This is a genomic window from Rothia santali (genome assembly GCF_024199905.1).
Lineage (GTDB): Bacteria > Actinomycetota > Actinomycetes > Actinomycetales > Micrococcaceae > Rothia > Rothia santali.
On sequence record NZ_JANAFB010000005.1, the window covers coordinates 57335 to 74466 of the forward strand.

General features: G+C 73.0%; 14 protein-coding genes and 1 riboswitch. Of the genes, 4 read left to right on the forward strand and 10 right to left on the reverse strand.

Annotation, left to right across the window (positions count from 1 at the left end; genetic code table 11):
* Window positions 1-85: 85 nt before the first annotated feature.
* Window positions 86-1177 carry a D-2-hydroxyacid dehydrogenase gene (locus NBM05_RS03380; RefSeq protein ID WP_254165120.1) on the reverse strand — a complete coding sequence of 364 codons (1092 nt, stop codon included), beginning with the start codon at window positions 1175-1177 and terminating at the stop codon, window positions 86-88.
* 103 nt (window positions 1178-1280) lie between these two features.
* On the opposite strand from NBM05_RS03380, the gene NBM05_RS03385 reads away from it, so the two are divergent.
* On the forward strand, window positions 1281-2177 hold the full coding sequence (locus NBM05_RS03385) for an NAD(P)-dependent oxidoreductase (RefSeq protein WP_254165121.1): 897 nt from the start codon (window positions 1281-1283) through the stop codon (window positions 2175-2177).
* Window positions 2178-2214: 37 nt separating this feature from the next.
* On the opposite strand, the gene NBM05_RS03390 is transcribed toward NBM05_RS03385, so the two are convergent.
* Window positions 2215-3180, reverse strand: a complete 966-nt coding sequence (locus NBM05_RS03390) for a GNAT family N-acetyltransferase (RefSeq protein WP_254165122.1) — start codon at window positions 3178-3180, stop codon at window positions 2215-2217.
* Between the two features lie 16 nt (window positions 3181-3196).
* Complete coding sequence (locus NBM05_RS03395) at window positions 3197-4579, reverse strand: glycine--tRNA ligase (RefSeq protein WP_254165123.1); 1383 nt, start codon at window positions 4577-4579, stop codon at window positions 3197-3199.
* 100 nt (window positions 4580-4679) lie between these two features.
* Between NBM05_RS03395 and NBM05_RS03400 the strand changes: the two genes are divergently transcribed.
* A complete protein-coding gene (locus tag NBM05_RS03400) occupies window positions 4680-4910 on the forward strand; it encodes an RNA-binding S4 domain-containing protein (RefSeq protein ID WP_254165124.1) in 231 nt (76 codons plus the stop codon).
* A gap of 92 nt (window positions 4911-5002) precedes the next feature.
* On the opposite strand, the gene NBM05_RS03405 is transcribed toward NBM05_RS03400, so the two are convergent.
* From NBM05_RS03405 to NBM05_RS03415, 3 genes are all read right to left on the reverse strand, one after another.
* A complete protein-coding gene (locus NBM05_RS03405) occupies window positions 5003-5656 on the reverse strand; it encodes an alpha/beta hydrolase (protein ID WP_254165125.1) in 654 nt (217 codons plus the stop codon).
* Between the two features lie 137 nt (window positions 5657-5793).
* Window positions 5794-6969, reverse strand: a complete 1176-nt coding sequence (metX, locus tag NBM05_RS03410) for a homoserine O-acetyltransferase MetX (protein ID WP_254165126.1) — start codon at window positions 6967-6969, stop codon at window positions 5794-5796.
* A 16-nt stretch (window positions 6970-6985) separates the two neighbouring features.
* Window positions 6986-8362, reverse strand: coding sequence for a bifunctional o-acetylhomoserine/o-acetylserine sulfhydrylase (locus NBM05_RS03415; protein WP_254165127.1), 1377 nt, complete (start codon window positions 8360-8362; stop codon window positions 6986-6988).
* A 133-nt stretch (window positions 8363-8495) separates the two neighbouring features.
* A riboswitch (SAM riboswitch) is annotated at window positions 8496-8611 on the reverse strand.
* A gap of 165 nt (window positions 8612-8776) precedes the next feature.
* On the opposite strand from NBM05_RS03415, the gene NBM05_RS03420 reads away from it, so the two are divergent.
* On the forward strand, window positions 8777-10165 hold the full coding sequence (locus NBM05_RS03420) for an amino acid permease (RefSeq protein ID WP_254165129.1): 1389 nt from the start codon (window positions 8777-8779) through the stop codon (window positions 10163-10165).
* On the forward strand, window positions 10162-12360 hold the full coding sequence (locus NBM05_RS03425; protein ID WP_254165130.1) for a S9 family peptidase: 2199 nt from the start codon (window positions 10162-10164) through the stop codon (window positions 12358-12360). The genes NBM05_RS03420 and NBM05_RS03425 overlap by 4 nt, the downstream gene beginning before the upstream one ends.
* 222 nt (window positions 12361-12582) lie before the next feature.
* Here the strand turns inward: NBM05_RS03425 and gatB are convergent, their stop codons facing one another.
* The 4 genes from gatB to NBM05_RS03445 form a co-directional block, all read right to left on the reverse strand.
* Window positions 12583-14085 (reverse strand): Asp-tRNA(Asn)/Glu-tRNA(Gln) amidotransferase subunit GatB, encoded by a 1503-nt coding sequence (gatB, locus tag NBM05_RS03430; protein ID WP_254165131.1) that lies wholly within the window; start codon window positions 14083-14085, stop codon window positions 12583-12585.
* On the reverse strand, window positions 14082-15683 hold the full coding sequence (gatA, locus tag NBM05_RS03435; protein ID WP_254165132.1) for an Asp-tRNA(Asn)/Glu-tRNA(Gln) amidotransferase subunit GatA: 1602 nt from the start codon (window positions 15681-15683) through the stop codon (window positions 14082-14084). Before gatA ends, gatB begins: the two co-directional genes overlap by 4 nt.
* A gap of 9 nt (window positions 15684-15692) precedes the next feature.
* Window positions 15693-15989 carry an Asp-tRNA(Asn)/Glu-tRNA(Gln) amidotransferase subunit GatC gene (gatC, locus tag NBM05_RS03440; protein ID WP_254165133.1) on the reverse strand — a complete coding sequence of 99 codons (297 nt, stop codon included), beginning with the start codon at window positions 15987-15989 and terminating at the stop codon, window positions 15693-15695.
* 226 nt (window positions 15990-16215) lie between these two features.
* Window positions 16216-16953: a transglycosylase family protein gene (locus tag NBM05_RS03445; RefSeq protein ID WP_373689271.1), complete on the reverse strand. Its 738-nt coding sequence runs from the start codon at window positions 16951-16953 to the stop codon at window positions 16216-16218.
* Between the last annotated feature and the right edge of the window lie 179 nt (window positions 16954-17132).

Here is a 17132-nt window from a genome sequence, read left to right on the forward strand (position 1 = left end):
CGCGGGCGCGGCGGCCGGCGTCGTCGCGCTCTCCGGCGGCGTCGGCGCGCTTCCCGGCCTCGACGCCGTCGTCGTGCTCTCCGGCCTAGTAGAACTCAACGGTGTCCACCACGTTGCGCAGCCGGCCGCCGTCGATGAAGGCCCGCAGGTTCTCGATGAACAGCTCCGTGATCCGCCGCGGCTCGTGCTCGCTGAGCGCCGCGTTGTGGGGGCTGATCAGCACCTGCGGATGGTTCCAGAGGGGGCTGTCCTGGGGCAGCGGCTCGCGGGCCGTGACGTCGAGGGCGGCGAATCCCACCGAGCCCGCCTCCAGCGCGCGCACCAGCGCCGGCTCGTCCACCACCGTGCCGCGCCCTACGTTGACCAGGACCGCACCCGGGCGCAGCGCCCCGAGCAGCTCGGCGCCGACCAGGCCCTCGGTGCTCTCGGTCCCGGGCAGCGTGACGACCAGGGCGTCGACCTCGCCCGCCACCCGCGCGAGGTCCTCCAGCGGGACCATGGCCTCGACGTGCTCGGCGGGGCGGCCGCTCCGGGAGGCGCCCCAGACGCGCGCCCCCAGGGCGGAGAACTTGGCCGCGGCGGCCCGGCCGATCCCGCCCATCCCGAGGATCAGGACCGTCATCTCGGACAGCTGGGACATGAGCCAGCGCCGCTGCGGCCAGTTCCGCTCCGCCCGGTCCCGCTCGAGCCGCGGCAGCCCCTTGGCGCCGGCGAGGACCCCGAACAGGGCGAACTCGGCGAGCGGCTCGCCGTGGATGCCGGCCGAGGTGGTGACGACGACGCGGTCCAGCTCCTCCCGGTCCAGCCCCGCGGCCTTCAGCTGCGCGCCGCCCCCGGCCGCCATCGTCTGGACCCACCTCAGGCGCGGGTTGGCGCGCACGGTGCGGCGCAGCTGGGCGGGGTCGGTGTCGGGGATGCCGTAGAGGACGTCGGCGGAGTCCACGAGCTCCTCGAACTCGCGCTGCTGCCGCTCGGACCGCTCGAAGGCCGGGTCCCCGCCGTGGTCGGCCGGGAAGCGCATCGGCCGGTAGAGGTCCTGACGCCGCAGCACCTCCGCGCGCGGCTCGGACTCCTCGATGAGGCGGCACAGCTCCTCGTCGACCCAGGAGCCTACGGCCACCCGGACCCTGCCGTCCCCGCCTCCGGGCTCGCCCCGCGTCGTCGCGTCGTCGGTCATCGTTCCTGCTTCCCCTCGTGAGACACCCATCACTGGAAGTGTAGACGCTGTTCAGCATTTTGAATATCATTCAAGAAAGAATCCGCTGCAGAAGGGCGCGAGGATGGGTGCTGCACACGAGGAGACGTCCGCTTCCCCCGCCGTGGGGGTGATCGGCCTGGGCGCCATGGGCTCCCCCATGGCGCGCCGCCTGGCCGGGGCGGGGCGCGGCCCCGTCATGGTGTCCGCTCGCAGGCCGGAGCAGGCGGAGGACGCCCTCGCCGCCGGCGCCCGCTGGGCGGCGAGTCCGCGCGAGCTCGGCGCCCGGTGCGACGTCCTGCTCTCGATGCTCCCCGACCTCCCCCAGCTGCGCTCCGTGCTCGAGGGCCCGGAGGGGTTCCTCGCCGGGGCGGCCGGGCGGGAGGTCCTCGTGATCGTCGGCTCGACGTCCTCGCCCACCGGGGTCCGCGAGCTCGCCGAGGATCTGGGCACCCGCGCGCGGGTCGTCGACGCCCCCGTCTCGGGCGGCGTCGAGGGCGCGGAGGCCGGGAGCCTGTCGATCATGGTGGGCGGCGAAGAGCACGACGCCGCACGGGCCCGGGCCGTGCTCGAGCCCTGCGGGACCGCCGTGCGGCTGGGCCCGCTCGGCGCGGGCCAGATCGCCAAGGCCTGCAACCAGCTCGTCGTGGGCGCCACGGCGCTGGCGCTCGGCGAGGCCGCGGCCCTGGCCTCCCGCAGCGGGCTCGACGTCGCCCGGCTCTTCGGCGTGCTGGCGGAGGGCTACGCGGACAGCCGGGTGCTGCGGACCCGGGGCGCGGCGATGGTCGCGGAGGACTACCGGCCCGGCGGGATCGCCGCCTACATGGTCAAGGACCTCAACTTCGGGGCCGACGTCGCGGGCGCGGCGGCCGTCAACCCGGCGCTGCTGCCCGTGCTCCTCGAGTCCTACGAGGAGCTGGTGCGCCGCGGGCTCGGCGACCAGGACCTCAGTGTGACCCGCAGGTACGTCGAGGAGCGCTGAGCCCGCGGCCCCGCCGTCTCGCGGTCTCGCGAGGCGCCTACTGCGCCTCCGCCACCACGAGGGTCTCCTCCTCGACGCCGGCGCTCCCCCGGTGCACGAGGGCGTCCGCGATCCGCGCGAGCACCTCCATGGAGTCGTCGACCTCGATGACCACCGGGTACTGGTACACCAGCAGCGCGATGAGCTGCTGGAGGGCCTCGCCGGCCTCCTGGTGCTCGACGTCGTACCCGAGCAGGACCTCGGTGGCCTCCCCGTCCGAGACCTCGCGGTCCGGGGCGTCGGCGTCCAGCGGCCGGTAGCTCACGGCGAAGGCCGAGATGGGGGCGCGCTGGCCCTCCCGCTCGGCCCGCACGACGTCGCGCCGGAGCACGATGGCGCCGTAGGCCTCCGCCTCGTCCGAGAGGAAGAGCCGGTTGACCTGCCCCAGCGTCTGCTCGGCCGGCGGGTCCCAGGCGTGCACGCGCCGGTAGAAGTCCCACAGGACCCGGGTCAGCTCGAGCGAGCCGGTCGCGAGGTCCTCCACGGCCTGGGTGGTGCGCCCGGAGGCGTCCTCGTGCAGCGGCTGCGGCGGGAGGGCTCCGGCCTCGATCCGCACCATGCGGGTGCGCTGGATCGAGGAGAGCCCGGCCCACTGGGCGAAGCCGGCGCCCGAGGAGCCCGGGACGACCTTGCTGCGCAGGGCGGTGACGCCGCTGGGCGCCTCCGCGGCGGCCTCGCGCAGCGCGGCCAGGATCCGCCCGCCGAGCCCGCGCCGCCGGTGGTCGGGGGCGACCTCCACGTAGGCCCACAGCCGCGAGGAGTGCAGGCTCGTCTCGTAGGCGGTGCCCGCCGCCACCGGGACGCCGTGATGCTCCACCACGACGGTGCGCTGCCACTGGTGGGAGGGCTCCTCCCCCAGCTTGGCGCGGAACACGGAGGCGTGGACGTTCTCGGCGTCGGGCCACAGCTGCATCAGCTGCAGGTCGTCGCCCTCCTGCCAGGGCCGGAGCTGGTAGTCGCTCATGCTCTCCGCCATCCGACTAGCCGACGAGCTTCCCGGCGAGGTACGCCTTGACCTGGTCCAGGCTCACCCGCTCCTGGGCCATGGTGTCACGCTCGCGGATGGTCACGGCCTGGTCCTCCAGGGTGTCGAAGTCCACGGTGATGCAGAACGGGGTGCCGATCTCGTCCTGGCGGCGGTAGCGGCGGCCGATCGCGCCCGAGGTGTCGTAGTCGACGTTCCAGGCGGTCCGCAGCTCGGCGGCCAGCTTCTCGGCCACCGGGGTCAGCTCCGGCTTCTTGGACAGCGGCAGGACCGCGGCCTTGACCGGCGCGAGGCGCGGGTCCAGCTTGAGCACGGTGCGGACGTCCACGCCGCCCTTGGTGTTGGGGGCCTCGTCCTCGGTGTACGCGTCCACCAGGAAGGCCATCATGGAGCGGGTCAGGCCGAAGGAGGGCTCGATGACGTACGGGACATAGCGCTCGCCGCTCGCCTGGTCGAAGTACTCCAGGCGGGTGTTCGAGTTCTCGTTGTGCACGCCCAGGTCGTAGTCGGTGCGGTTGGCGACGCCCATGAGCTCGCCCCACTCGCTGCCCTGGAAACCGAAGCGGTACTCGATGTCGATGGTCCCGGCGGAGTAGTGCGCGCGGTCGTCCTCCGGCACGTCGAACTTGCGCATGTGGTCCGGGTTGATGCCGAGGTCCACGAACCAGTTCCAGCAGTCCTCGACCCACCGGTCGAAGGCCGCCGGGGCGTCCTCGGGGTGCGTGAAGTACTCGATCTCCATCTGCTCGAACTCGCGGGTGCGGAAGATGAAGTTGCCCGGGGTGATCTCGTTGCGGAAGGCCTTGCCGATCTGGCCGATGCCGAACGGCGGGCGCTTGCGGGAGGCGGTCACCACGTTGTTGAAGTTCACGAAGATGCCCTGCGCGGTCTCGGGGCGCAGGAAGTGCAGCCCCTCCTCGTTGTCCACCGCGCCCAGGTAGGTCTTCATGAGGCCCGAGAAGTTCTGCGGCTCGGTCCAGTTGCCGGGCTGGCCGGTCTCCGGGTCGCGGACGTCCGCCAGCCCGTTCTCCGGCGGGTGCCCGTGCTTGGCCTCGTAGGCCTCGAGCAGGTGGTCCGCGCGGTAGCGCCGGTGCGTGTGCAGCGACTCCACCAGCGGGTCGGTGAAGGTCTCGACGTGCCCCGAGGCCTCCCAGACCGCCTTGGGCAGGATGATGGAGGAGTCGAGGCCGACCATGTCCTCGCGGGAGCGGACGAAGTTCTGCCACCAGAGCTGGCGGATGTTCTCCTTCAGCTCCGCGCCGAGCGGACCGTAGTCCCACGCGGAGCGGGAGCCGCCGTAGATCTCGCCGGCCTGGAAGACGAATCCGCGGCGCTTGGCCAGCGTGATGACGTTGTCCAGCGTGGACTTGGGTGCCATATGTGTGTTCACTCCATGGTTCTGCAGGTGCCACGCGAGGTGGCAGGGGGTGGTGATCTCCGGACCAGCCTACCGGGTCGGTGCGGATAGACTGGCTTCGATGAGCGAACAGCACCGAGATACTGTGGAAATCCGCGACGAATCGATCCGCCTGGGCCAGCTGTTGAAACTGGCCGGGCTGGTGGAGGACGGCCTCCAGGCCCGCGAGGTCGTGACCGAGGGGTACGTGACCGTCAACGGCGAGACGGTGACCCAGCGCGGACGGCAGGTCCGCCCGGGCGACGTCGTCGGCTTCGCGGGGGCCGAGGTCGAGGTGGTCGCGGCCGCCTGAGCCAGGCCCCGGCGCGGCCCCAGGCCGGGCCTCGGCACCGGGAGGCCGGTCCGTCGTCGGCCGGCGCATGCGCCCAGGCGCCGGCCGCCCGCCTAGCGCAGCACGTGCCGCAGGAACTCTCCCACGTGCTTCATCTCCTGGTTGCTGACCCCGTGGCCCATGCCCGCGTATAGGACCTTCGTCACGTCGCAGGTCTCGCGCAGCCAGTCGAGGGTGTGGGCCACCGCCTCCTCGGGGACCACGGGGTCCGCCTGGTCGCGCCCGTAGAACACGGGCATCCGGGGCTCGCGGGCGGTGAGGGCGGCGTCGTCGGTGAAGCCCTCGATCGGGGCGGCCGCGAACCCGGAGAGCCCGACGACGGCGCGGGCCAGGTCCGGACGCCGGCGCACCGCCGTGGTGGCCACCGCCATCCCCTGGGAGAAGCCCAGCAGCGTGACGTCCGAATAGCCGGCGCGCTCGGCCTCGATCCAGGCGATGACCGCCTCCGTGGAGGCCCGCAGCTCCTCGTCGGAGTACCCGACCCGTTCCGGAAGGCCCGTCAGCGCGAACCATTCGTAGCCGGCGCCGCCGGGCATCGCCCCCGGCGCCCGCAGCGAGGCGTAGGTGAACCCCTCCTCGGGCAGGGCGGGCAGCAGGCCCATGAGGTCGCCCTCGTGGGAGCCGTAGCCGTGCAGCATGACGACCAGGTGGGTGCCCGGGCGCTGGTCCTCGGGGCGCGAGTGTTCGACGATGAGCTTCTGATCCATGGGGACCATGCTACGAGGCGCGCCCCGGCGGGTCCCACTCGGCCGCGCCGGAGGCGAGAGGGCGCCCGGAGGCCGCGGCCGCACGGCGGAGGTGGTGGCCGATCCGGGAGCGGCCGGGAACCGCGGCCGCCGGCCCCTCAGAGCCCCGGGACGCAGTCCCGCAGGATCTTGCTCAGCTGCGAGGTCTCCAGGAGGAACCCGTCGTGGCCGTTGGGCGAGCTGACGTGCCGCACCTCGACGGGCTCCGGCAGCGCCTCCGCGAGCGCCTCGGACTCCTTCGGGTAGAACAATCGGTCCGAGTCGACGGCGACGATGACCCAGCCGCACCCGGTCCGCGCGAGCGCCTCGCGCAGGGTGCCGCGCCCCCGGGTGATGTCGTGGCTCATGAGCGCCTCGTTGACCACGAGGTAGGAGTTCGCGTCGAACCGCCCCGCCAGCTTGGAGGCCTGGTGGTCCAGGTAGCTCTCCACGCGGTACCGGCCCCGGCGCGCGGCCAGGGGCCCGGCCGGGTCCTCCTCGCCCTGCGGGTGCCGGCCGAAGCGGTAGTGCAGCTCGGTGTCCGAGCGGTAGGTGATGTGCGCGATCCGGCGGGCGAGCCCGAGCCCGTCCACGGGGAAGGTCCCGCCGTAGTAGTCGCCGCCCGCGTAGTGCGGGTCCTGGCGGATCGCCAGCGACTGGGTCTGGCCCCAGGCCAGCTGCTCCGCGGTCGCGGCGGGCCCGGAGGCGACCACGGCGCAGTGACGCACCCGCTCCGGGTGGGTCACGGCCCACTCGGCCGCGCGCCCGCCGCCCATCGATCCCCCGAGGACGAGGAACCAGGAGTCGATGCCGAGCGCGTCGGCGAGCCGGGCCTCGGCGTGCACCGTGTCGCGGATCGTGACCAGCGGGAAGCGCGAGCCCCACGGACGCCGCTCCGGGTCCGCGGAGGCGGGGGCCGGCGTCGAGGGCCCGGTGGATCCGTAGCAGCCGCCCACGATGTTGGGGCAGACCACGAAGTACTTGTCCGTGTCGATCGCGGCGCCGGGCCCGATGAGCCCCTCCCACCACCCGGGGGCCTCGGCGGCCTCCCGGGTGAGCTCCGGGGCGTCCTCGCCCGCGAAGCCGTGGGCGACGTGGGTGTCGCCGGTCAGGGCGTGCATCACCAGGACGGCGTTGCCGCCGTCCTCGGCCAGCCGGCCCCACGTCTCATAGGCCAGGGTCACCTCCGGCAGGACCGACCCCGACTCGAGCTCGAGGTCGCCGACCTGCTGGAACTGCACCACCCCGTCCTGTCTGCCCGTGCGGCGTCCGGACCCGGTGCCAACGATCGTCACGCGTTCTTCCTCCTGATCATTCTGCGGCCGCCACGGCGGAGGCCCGGCGCGCGGACAGCGCGTCGAACCCGTGCTCGAGGTCGGCCAGGATGTCGTCGATGTGCTCCAGCCCCACCGAGAGCCGGACGAAGCCGGGGGCGACGCCGGCCGCCCGCAGCTCGTCCTCGGACAGCTGCGAGTGGGTGGTCGAGGCGGGGTGGATCACCAGCGAGTGGACGTCGCCGATGTTGGCGACGTTCGAGTGCAGCTGCAGCGAGTCCGCGAAGGCCTGCGCCTCGGGCGCGCCGCCCTCGACCTCGAAGCCCACGATCGCCCCCACGCCGCGCGGCGCGTACTTGCGCCCGCGCTCGTACCACGGCGAGGACTCCACGCCCGCGTAGTGCACCCGGGTCACCTCGGGACGCTCCTCGAGCCAGCGGGCCACCTTCTGGGCGTTCTCCACGTGGCGCTCCACGCGCAGCGAGAGCGTCTCGATCCCCACGGAGATGTTGAACGCGTTGGTCGGCGAGATGGCCGGGCCCAGGTCGCGCAGCAGGGTGACCCGCGCGCGCAGGATGTAGGAGAGGTTGACGCCGAAGACGCCGTCGGCCCCCAGGTCCTCCGCGAAGACCAGGCCGTGGTAGCTCGGGTCCGGGGTGGTGAACTGCGGGAAGCGGTCGGGGTGCCGGCCGTAGTCGAAGGTCCCGGCGTCGACGATCGCGCCGCCCACGCTGTTGCCGTGCCCACCCAGGTACTTCGTGGCGGAGTGCACGACGACGTCGGCGCCCCACTCGATGGGCCGCACCAGGTACGGCGTCGGCACGGTGTTGTCCACGATCAGCGGCACGCCGACCTCGTGCGCGAGCTCGGCCAGCGGCTCGATGTCCAGGACGTCGCTGCGCGGGTTGGGCACGGTCTCGCCGAAGAAGGCCTTGGTGTTGGGCCGCACGGCCGCGCGCCACGCCTCCGGGTCGTCGAAGTCCTCCACGAAGGTGGTCTCGATGCCGTAGTTGGCCAGCGTGTACCGCAGCAGGTTGTAGGTCCCGCCGTACAGGCTGGGGCTCGCGACGACGTGCCCGCCCGCCTGGGCGACGTTGAGGATGGCCAGCGTGATCGCCGCCTGCCCCGAGGCGACCAGCAGCGCGCCGACGCCGCCCTCGAGCGCCGCGATCCGGTTCTCCACGACCTCCTGGGTCGGGTTGGTCAGGCGCGAGTAGATCGGGCCGAGCTCCTTCAGGCCGAAGCGGTTGGCCGCCTGCTCGGAGTCCTTGAACACGAACGACGTCGACTGATAGATCGGCAGGGCGCGGGCGCCGGTCGCGGCGTCGGGCTCCTGGCCGGCGTGGATCTGGCGGGTCTCGAAGCGCCACCCGGCGGGGTTCGAGGGGGTGGGGAGGTCGTTCTCGGTGGTCATGCGTCGCTCCTTCTCGTCGTGAGGGGCGAGGCGACCCGGCCGATCCTGAGCGGCGCCGGCGCCCGTTCGACCCGGAACCCTCTGGTTCACCGGGGAGTGAGGCGTCACGCCGAGGTGACAGCCGGGCACACCGCGCCCGCGCTTGCCGGGGCGGACTCCGCACCCGGCCAGGTCCTCACCCAGGGCACCCCACCGCGGTTGGAGGGTTGCCGGCCAGCAAGCTGGGGCTTGGCGCTGGCTCTCTTGACCTCCCCACAGTTTGGCCCGCGCGCCGCCCCCGGTCAAGGCGGCGCCCCGCGTGACGTTCGCCGGGAAATGTGACGCGGCGTCCCGGAGCGTACACTGTCCCCTTGGGTCCGGCGCCTTCCGCGGTGCCGGACGCCCCGCCGCCCGCACCGCCTCCGAAGGATCCGCATGGCCACTCCGACCGTGTCCGACACCGACCTCACCCCGCTCTCCCGGGGGCTGTCGCTGCGGCACATCCTGTTCATCGCCCTCGGCTCGGCCATCGGCACGGGCCTGTTCCTCGGCTCGGCCTCGGCCATCGAGTTCGCCGGGCCCTCCGTGCTGCTGGCGTACGTCATCGGCGGCGCCGCGGTGTTCATGGTCATGCGGGCCATGGGCGAGATGGCGCTCGCGCACCCGGTCTCCGGGGCGTTCTCGGAGTACGCGACCCGCTACCTGGGCCGCTGGGCGGGCTTCGTCACGGGCTGGTCCTACGCCTTCGAGATGGCGCTGGTCGCGATCGCCGACGTCACCGCCGTCGCGGTGTACATGAAGTTCTGGTTCCCCGGCTCCCCCAGCTGGGTCTGGGTGGCCTCCGTGGTGCTGGTGATCCTCGCCATCAACCTCTCCAAGGTCAAGCTGTTCGGCGAGATGGAGTTCTGGTTCACGATCGTCAAGGTCGCCGCGATCGGGGCGATGATCGTGGGCGGGATCGCCCTGCTGGTCCTCGGGGTGCAGCTGCACGCCGACGCCGCTCCCTCGGTCACCCACCTCTGGGACGACGGCGGGTTCTTCCCCAACGGCCTGGGCGGCTTCCTCGCGTGCTTCACCGTGGTCATGTTCGCCTTCGGGGGCATCGAGACCATCGGCATCACGGCCGGGGAGGCGAAGGATCCGCGCGTCTCGATCCCCAAGGCCATCAACACCGTGCCCGTGCGCATCCTGCTGTTCTACGTACTGACCATGGCCGTGATCATGTCCCTGTACCCGTGGTCGGGCATCAGCTCCGGCAACTCCCCCTTCGTCCAGATCTTCGCCGGCCTGGGGATCCCGGCGGCCGCGCACATCCTCAACGTCGTCGTGCTGACCGCGGCCGTCTCGGCGATCAACGCGGACGTCTACGGGGCCGGGCGCATGCTCTACGGCCTCGCGCGGCGCGGGCTCGCCCCGGCGTCGTTCACCCGGGTCTCCTCGCGCGGGATCCCGTGGATGACCGTGGCCTGCATGGGCGTGGTGCTCGTGGCGGGCGTGCTGGTCAACTACCTCTTCGAGGACGCGTTCCTGATCGTGGCCTCGCTGGCCACCTTCGCCACGGTCCTGGTGTGGATCATGATCCTGGTCACCCACCTGGCCTTCAAGCGCGAGCGAGCTCGGACCGGGGAGGGCGCCACCGGGTTCCCGACGCCGTTCTGGCCCGTGGCCTCGTGGCTCGCGCTGGCCTTCATGCTCGGCGTCGTGGTCCTGCTCGGCTTCTTCGAGGGCACCCGGCTGGCGCTGGTCGTGGGCGCGGCCTGGTGCGCGCTGCTCGCGGTGCTCTACCTCGCCCTGCGGCCGGGCCGCCGTAGAGTGGAGGGATGACTTCCACCGCCTCACCCTGGAACGACGCCGCCCGCGCCCCCTCGACCCGCCGGACCCCCGCCGAGCGCCGGCTGCACGGCGACGTCTTCACCGACGACTACGAGTGGCTGCGCGCTAAGGAGGACCCCGAGGTCCTCGCCCAGCTGGAGGCCGAGAACCGCTACGCCGAGGCGGTGACGGAGCCGCTGGGGAGCCTGCGCGAGGCGATCTTCGGCGAGATCAAGGCCCGCACCCGGGAGACCGACCTCTCGGTCCCGGTGCGCAAGGGCGACTGGTGGTACTTCCGCCGCACGGCCGAGGGCAGCGACTACCCCGTCTTCTGCCGCGTCCCGGCCGAGACCACCGGCGAGACCGAGCGCGACTGGACCCCGCCCGAGGTACCGACCGGGGAGCGGCTCGCGGACGAGCAGGTCCTCCTGGACGCCAACGCCCTGGCCGAGGGCCTGCCGTTCTTCTCCCTCGGCGCCTTCCAGGTCACCCGCGACGGCCGCCATCTCACCTACTCGGTGGACGACTCCGGCGACGAGCGCTACACCCAGTACGTCAGGGACCTGGAGCGGGACGAGCTGCTGCCCGACCGCCTCGAGGGCGTCTTCGGCGGCGGCTTCCTGACCCCCGACGCCGGGCACCTGGTCTACACCCTGGTCGACGACTCGTGGCGCCCCTACGAGGTCCGCGCCCACCGCCTCGGCGCCTCGGGCGAGGACCGGGTCCTGGCCCGGGAGGAGGACCCGACCCTGTGGCTCGGCGCCGGCCTGAGCTCGGACGAGTCCCACCTGGTGCTCGACGCCGGCTGCTCCGAGTACAACGAGGCCCGCCTGCTCCCGCTGACCGCGCTCGACGACGACGCCGCGGAGCCCTGGACCGTGATCGGCCGCGAGGACCGGGTCCTCTACGACGCCGAGCCCGTGACGCTGCCCTCTGGCCCGCACCTGCTGGTCACCCACGACCACGCCGCGCCCAACGGCCAGCTGCTCCTGGTGGGCCTGGAGGAGGCCCGCGCGGCCGGGAGCGTCGGGGACCTCGAGCGGGCGGGCGCGGTCCTGCTCGGGCCCAGCGAGACCCGGCGGCTGAACGGCGTCGGGCTCACCGGCACGCACCTGGTGCTGGACCTGCGCGAGGACACCCTGCCCAAGGCGGCCTTCCTGCCGCTGGGCGCGCTCGAGGGGGCGCTGCGCGGGGAGCCGCTGCCCGACGCCGTCGAGCCGGGCTTCGAGGAGGAGCTGTACTCGGCCGGCGTGGGGGCGTTCTCCGTCCACTCCCCCGTGGTGGGCCTCGCCTACTCGTCCTTCGTGACCCCCGGGCGCCGCTACGACTACTTCCCGGAGACCGGCGCGCTGCGCCTGCGCAAGGAGACGCCGGTGCTGGGCGGGTACGACCCCGCCCGCTACACCGCCCGCCGCGAGTGGGCGCGCGCGGAGGACGGCACGCGGATCCCCGTCTCGGTGCTGCACCGGGCCGACCTGGACCTCACGCGCGAGCACCCGGTGGTGCAGTACGGCTACGGCTCGTACGAGATCAGCATGGACCCCGGGTTCTCGATCTCGCGGCTGAGCCTGCTGGACCGCGGCGTGGTCTACGCGGTCGCGCACGTGCGCGGGGGCGGGGAGCTCGGGCGGCGCTGGTACACCGACGGCAAGAAGCTGCGGAAGCTGAACACCTTCACCGACTTCATCGCGGTGACCGACCACCTGGCCGCGCAGCCGTGGGCCGACGCGGGGCGCATCGCCGCGACCGGCGGCTCGGCGGGCGGCCTGCTCATGGGCGGGATCGCGAACATGGCCCCGGAGCGGTACTGCGGGATCCTCGCGGTCGTGCCCTTCGTGGACCCGGTGACCTCGGTCTCCGACCCGGAGCTGCCGCTCTCGGCGCTCGAGTGGGAGGAGTGGGGCAACCCGCTCGAGGACCCGGAGGCCTACGCCTACATGATGCGCTACTCGCCGTACGAGAACGTCGGCGCCCTGCGGTACCCGCCGATCGCGGCCGTGACGAGCCTGAACGACACGCGCGTGCTCTACGTGGAGCCCGCAAAGTGGGTCCCGCGGCTGCGCGCGCTCGGCGCCTCGGACGCGCCGGTGCTGCTGCGCACCGAGATGGAGGGCGGCCACGGCGGCGGCTCGGGCCGGTACACCCGGTGGCGGGACACGGCCTGGGAGTACGCGTTCCTGCTGGCCTGCCTCGGGGCGGCCGGGTAGGGCCGGCCGGGCCCGGGCGCGACCGGTCGGCCGGGGAGGGCCGCCCGGATCCGGTCAGTCGGGAACCCGCCGCCCGGGACGCGGCCCCGGCCCGGGCCCGGATCCGGCTGATCCAGCCGGGGCCAGGATCCGGCTCCCGACGACGAACGGCCCGGACCCTCCCGGGAGCCATGCAGCCCCCGGGAGCGTCCGGGCCGTCGCGCGTCGCGCCCGGCGGGAGGGCTAGCCCTCCACGCCCAGCTTCTGCAGGATCAGCTCGCGTACGCGACCGGCGTCGGCCTGCCCGCGCGTGGCCTTCATGACCTGCCCGACGACGGCGCCGGCGGCCTGGACCTTGCCCCCGCGGATCTTCTCCGCGACGTCGGGCATCGCGGCCAGCGCCTCGTCGACGGCGGTCGAGAGCGCGCCCTCGTCGGAGACCACCGCGAGCCCGCGCTGCTCCACGATCTCGGCCGGGGTGCCCTCGCCCTCGAGCACGTGCTCCAGGACCTTGCGGGCGATCTTGTCGTTGATCTCGCCCTTCTCGATCAGCTGGTTCAGCTCCACGACGGTGACCGGGGAGATGCCCAGCTCGCCCGGCTCGACCTCGCGCTGCTTGGCCAGGCGGGAGATCTCGCCCATCCACCACTTGCGCGCCACGGCGGCCGAGGCCCCCGAGGCGATGGTCTCCTCGATCTGGTCCATGACCCCGGCGTTGACGACGTCGCGGAACTCCTCGTCGGAGTAGCCCCACTCGGCCTTGAGCCGCCGACGCCGCTCGGCCGGGGGCTCCGGCAGCTCGGCGCGCAGCCGCTCGATCCACTCCGCGTCGGTCACCACCGGCACGAGGTCCGGCTCGGGGAAGTAGCGGTAGTCGTCGGCGTCGGACTTCGGCCGCCCGGAGGTGGTCTCGCGGGTGTCCTCGTGCCAGTGCCGGGTCTCCTGGACGATCTTCGCCCCGGAGTCCAGGACGGCCGCGTGGCGGCAGATCTCGAAGCGCACGGCGCGCTCGACCGAGCGCATCGAGTTCACGTTCTTGGTCTCGGTGCGGGTGCCCAGCGCGTCCGTGCCCTTGGGCATGAGCGAGACGTTGGCGTCGCAGCGGACGTTGCCGCGCTCCATGCGAGCGTCCGAGATGCCGAGGTTCTTGACGATCTCCCGGATCGCGGCGACGTAGGCGCGCGCGAGCTCCGGGGCCCGCTCCCCCGCCCCGCGGATGGGCCGGGTCACGATCTCGATCAGCGGCACGCCCGCGCGGTTGTAGTCCACGAGCGAGTAGGCGGCGCCCTGGATGCGCCCGGCCCCTCCCTTGTGGTTGAGCTTGCCGGCGTCCTCCTCCATGTGGGCGCGCTCGATGTCCACGGTGAAGACGGTGCCGTCCTCGAGCTCGATGTCGATCGAGCCGTTCTCCGCGATCGGCTTGTCGTACTGCGAGGTCTGGAAGTTCTTCGGAGTGTCCGGGTAGAAGTAGTTCTTCCGGGAGAACTCGCTGACCGGCGCGATCTCGCAGCCCAGGGCGAGCCCCAGCTTGATCGCGGACTCGACCGCGGTGCGGTTGACCATCGGCAGGACCCCGGGCAGGCCCAGGGACACGGGCGTGGTGTTGGCGTTGGGCTCGTCGCCGAACGCGTTGGGGGCGGCGTCGAACATCTTGGTCTTGGTGTTCAGCTCGACGTGCACCTCGAAGCCCAGCACGGGGTCGTACTTGGCGAGGGCCTCGTCGAAGGACAGGGTCGCGTCGCTCATTTGGCGGCTCCTTCGGTGCGTGCGGAGATCAGGGTCTCGGTGGCGGGCAGGCGGCCCAGCAGCGGGCCGCCCCACTGCGCCTCGAGCGCGGCCTCGAGGCCCGCGGCGGCGCGGTAGAGCCGGGCATCCTCGCGGACGGGGGCCACGAACTGGATGCCCACCGGCAGGCCGTTCTCCGGGGCCAGGCCGCCGGGGACGGAGATCGCCGGGACGCCGGCCAGGTTGATCGGGATCGTGGCGATGTCGTTGAGGTACATGGCCAGCGGGTCGTCGACCTTCTCCCCCGCCCGGAACGCCGTGGTGGGCGAGGTCGGGGAGACGAGGACGTCGACCTGGCCGAAGGCCTGCTCGAAGTCCCGCATCACCAGGGTGCGGACCTTCTGCGCCGCGCCGTAGTACTGGTCGTAGTAGCCGGCCGAGAGCGCGTAGGTGCCCAGGATGATGCGGCGCTTGGCCTCGGGGTTGAACCCGGCGGCGCGCGTGGCCGCCATGACGCGCTCGATCGTGACCGGGCCGTCCTCGGGCAGCGTGCGGGCGCCGAAGCGGACGCCGTCGTACTTGGCCAGGTTGGAGGAGACCTCGGAGGACATGATGAGGTAGTACGCGCCCAGCGAGTACTTGAGGTGGGGCAGCGAGACCTCCACGATCTCGGCGCCGGCGGCGCGCAGCGCCTCGAGCGACTCGCGGAAGCGCTGGGAGACGCCGTCCTGCAGGCCCTCGGCGTGCAGAAGCTCCTGCACGACGCCGACCCGCAGGCCGCGCAGCCCGCCCTCGGCCGCGCCGGCGGCCGCCTCGGCGGCGTACGGGCCCACGGGGTCCTTGAGCGAGGTCGCGTCGCGGGGGTCGTGGCCGCCCAGGACCTCGTGCAGCAGCGCGGCGTCGCGCACCGTGCGGGCGTGCGGGCCGATCTGGTCCAGCGAGGAGGCCATCGCGATCGCGCCGTAGCGGGAGACGGAGCCGTAGGTCGGGTGGACGCCGACCGAGCCCGTCACGGACGCGGGCTGGCGGATCGAGCCGCCGGTGTCGCTGCCGAGCGCCAGGGGCGCCTGGAACGCGGCCACGGCCGCGGCCGAGCCGCCGCCCGAGCCGCCGGGGATCCGGTCCAGGTCCCACGGGTTGCGCGAGACCCCGAAGGCCGAGTGCTCCGTGGAGGAGCCCATCGCGAACTCGTCGAGGTTGGTCTTGCCGAGGATCGGCATGCGGGCCTCGCGGACCTTGGCGATCACGGTCGCGTCGTAGGGGCTCAGCCAGCCCTCGAGCATGCGGGAGGCGGCCGTCGTCGGCATCCCCCGGGTGACGATGTTGTCCTTGACGGCGATCGGGACGCCGGCCAGCGGGTGCAGCTCGTCGCCGGCGGCGCGGGAGGCGTCGACGCCGCGCGCGGTGGCCAGGGCCTCCTCCTCGGCGACGTGCAGGAAGGCGTTGAGGCCGGTCTTCCCGCGCGAGCGGTCGGCGGGGTCGACGGCGTCGCCGTCGGTCGCCGCGATGTGCTCGAGGTGGGCGCGGGTCAGCTCCTCGGAGGAGACCTCTCCCGCGGCGAGCTTCGCGGCCGCCGCGGCGGCGGACAGCTGGACGAGTTCGGTGCGACTCACGGTCATCTGCTCCTCTTAGTCTTCGTTCAGGATGGCCGGGACCTTGAACTGCCCGTCCTCGGCGTCGGGAGCGTTCAGGAGGGCCTCCTCGCTGGTGAGGCCGTCCTCCACGACGTCGTCGCGCAGCACGTTGGACATGGCGATCGGGTGCGAGGTGGGCGGGACGTCCTGGATGGGCGCCTCGGAGACCGAGCGCACGGCCTCGACGATCACGTCGAGCTCCGCGGCCATGTGGTCCAGCTCCCGGTCGTTCATCTCGATGCGCGCCAGGTTCGCGAGGTGCGCGACCTGGTCACGGCTGATGGCAGACATGAGTACTCCTGCTCGGTTGGTGGTCTACGGCGGCCCGGCGGCGCGATCGAGGGCGGCCGGGACCCTCCGCCCAGTCTAGTCACGGGGTGCGCGGGGGCCGCATCGGGGGTGTGGACGGCCCGGCCGCGGAAACGGCCGTTAACGGCGTCGCACCCCGCCCTGCGAACAGGACGGGGTGCGACGGAGATCACGCGGGCTCGGCGTGCGAGGCCCGGGGATCAGCCACTTACGCGGCGGGGATCTCCAGGACCTGGCCCGGGAAGATCAGGTTGGGGTCGGAGACCACGGAGCCGTTGGCCGAGGCGAGGGACTCCCAGGAGACGCCGTGCTGGGCGGCGATCGAGGAGAGGGTCTCACCGGCGGCGACGGTGTGCTCACCGGCGGAGGCCTGGACCGGGGCGGCGGGGGCCTCGGCGACCGGGGCGGCGGCCTCGTAGGACTGCTGGACCGGGGCAGCGGGGGCCTCGGCCTGGACGGGAGCCTCGGCCTGGACCGGAGCCTGGGCGGGGGCCTCGGCCTGAGCCGGGGCCTCGTAGGTCTCCACGTTGGAGGACTGCGGGGCGACGGTCTCGGCCTTGGCCGGGGCCGGGGTCTGGGCGGGAGCCTCGTTGGCGGAGGCGCTCGCGCCGCTCAGGCCGACGCCGCAGGAGGGCCAGGCGCCCTTGCCCTGGCCGGCGAGCACGCGCTCGGCGACCTGGATCTGCTCGGACTTGGAGGCGTTCTCGGGGCTGCCCTGGCCGCCGAAGCCGGCCCAGGTGCTCGGGGTGAACTGCAGACCGCCGGAGAAGCCGTTGCCGGTGTTGATGCCCCAGTCGCCGCCGGACTCGCACTGAGCGACGGCGTCCCACTCGGCCTCGGTGGCGGCGTTGGCCGGCATCGACAGGGCGGCTGCGGCCGCACCACCGATGACGAGGGCGGCGGCACCGCGGCGGGCGTGACGACGGATGTTGGAAGTAGTGTTCACGATGCTCCTCGGGCCACCTACGCTCCACCCATCCCTGGGCTTCCGCGCGCCGTCGTCTACCCCTAGATGTATTGGGGGGTGTACTTCAGGTGTCTGCCCTGTAGACGACGTCCGGTGTTACGGCAGCACCTAGCATGTAGTCCGCGCACTTCCGCGCGGTGACGTCCGGGCCTCTGGGG

What these genes read in the sequence shown, in the direction of transcription:
- NBM05_RS03380 (WP_254165120.1), bottom strand. Translation starts at nt 1,177, where the DNA reads ATGACCGACGACGCGACGACGCGGGGCGAGCCCGGAGGCGGGGACGGC.
- NBM05_RS03385 (WP_254165121.1), top strand. Translation starts at nt 1,281, where the DNA reads ATGGGTGCTGCACACGAGGAGACGTCCGCTTCCCCCGCCGTGGGGGTG.
- NBM05_RS03390 (WP_254165122.1), bottom strand. Translation starts at nt 3,180, where the DNA reads ATGAGCGACTACCAGCTCCGGCCCTGGCAGGAGGGCGACGACCTGCAG.
- NBM05_RS03395 (WP_254165123.1), bottom strand. Translation starts at nt 4,579, where the DNA reads ATGGCACCCAAGTCCACGCTGGACAACGTCATCACGCTGGCCAAGCGC.
- NBM05_RS03400 (WP_254165124.1), top strand. Translation starts at nt 4,680, where the DNA reads ATGAGCGAACAGCACCGAGATACTGTGGAAATCCGCGACGAATCGATC.
- NBM05_RS03405 (WP_254165125.1), bottom strand. Translation starts at nt 5,656, where the DNA reads ATGGATCAGAAGCTCATCGTCGAACACTCGCGCCCCGAGGACCAGCGC.
- NBM05_RS03415 (WP_254165127.1), bottom strand. Translation starts at nt 8,362, where the DNA reads ATGACCACCGAGAACGACCTCCCCACCCCCTCGAACCCCGCCGGGTGG.
- NBM05_RS03420 (WP_254165129.1), top strand. Translation starts at nt 8,777, where the DNA reads ATGGCCACTCCGACCGTGTCCGACACCGACCTCACCCCGCTCTCCCGG.
- NBM05_RS03425 (WP_254165130.1), top strand. Translation starts at nt 10,162, where the DNA reads ATGACTTCCACCGCCTCACCCTGGAACGACGCCGCCCGCGCCCCCTCG.
- gatB (WP_254165131.1), bottom strand. Translation starts at nt 14,085, where the DNA reads ATGAGCGACGCGACCCTGTCCTTCGACGAGGCCCTCGCCAAGTACGAC.
- gatA (WP_254165132.1), bottom strand. Translation starts at nt 15,683, where the DNA reads ATGACCGTGAGTCGCACCGAACTCGTCCAGCTGTCCGCCGCCGCGGCG.
- gatC (WP_254165133.1), bottom strand. Translation starts at nt 15,989, where the DNA reads ATGTCTGCCATCAGCCGTGACCAGGTCGCGCACCTCGCGAACCTGGCG.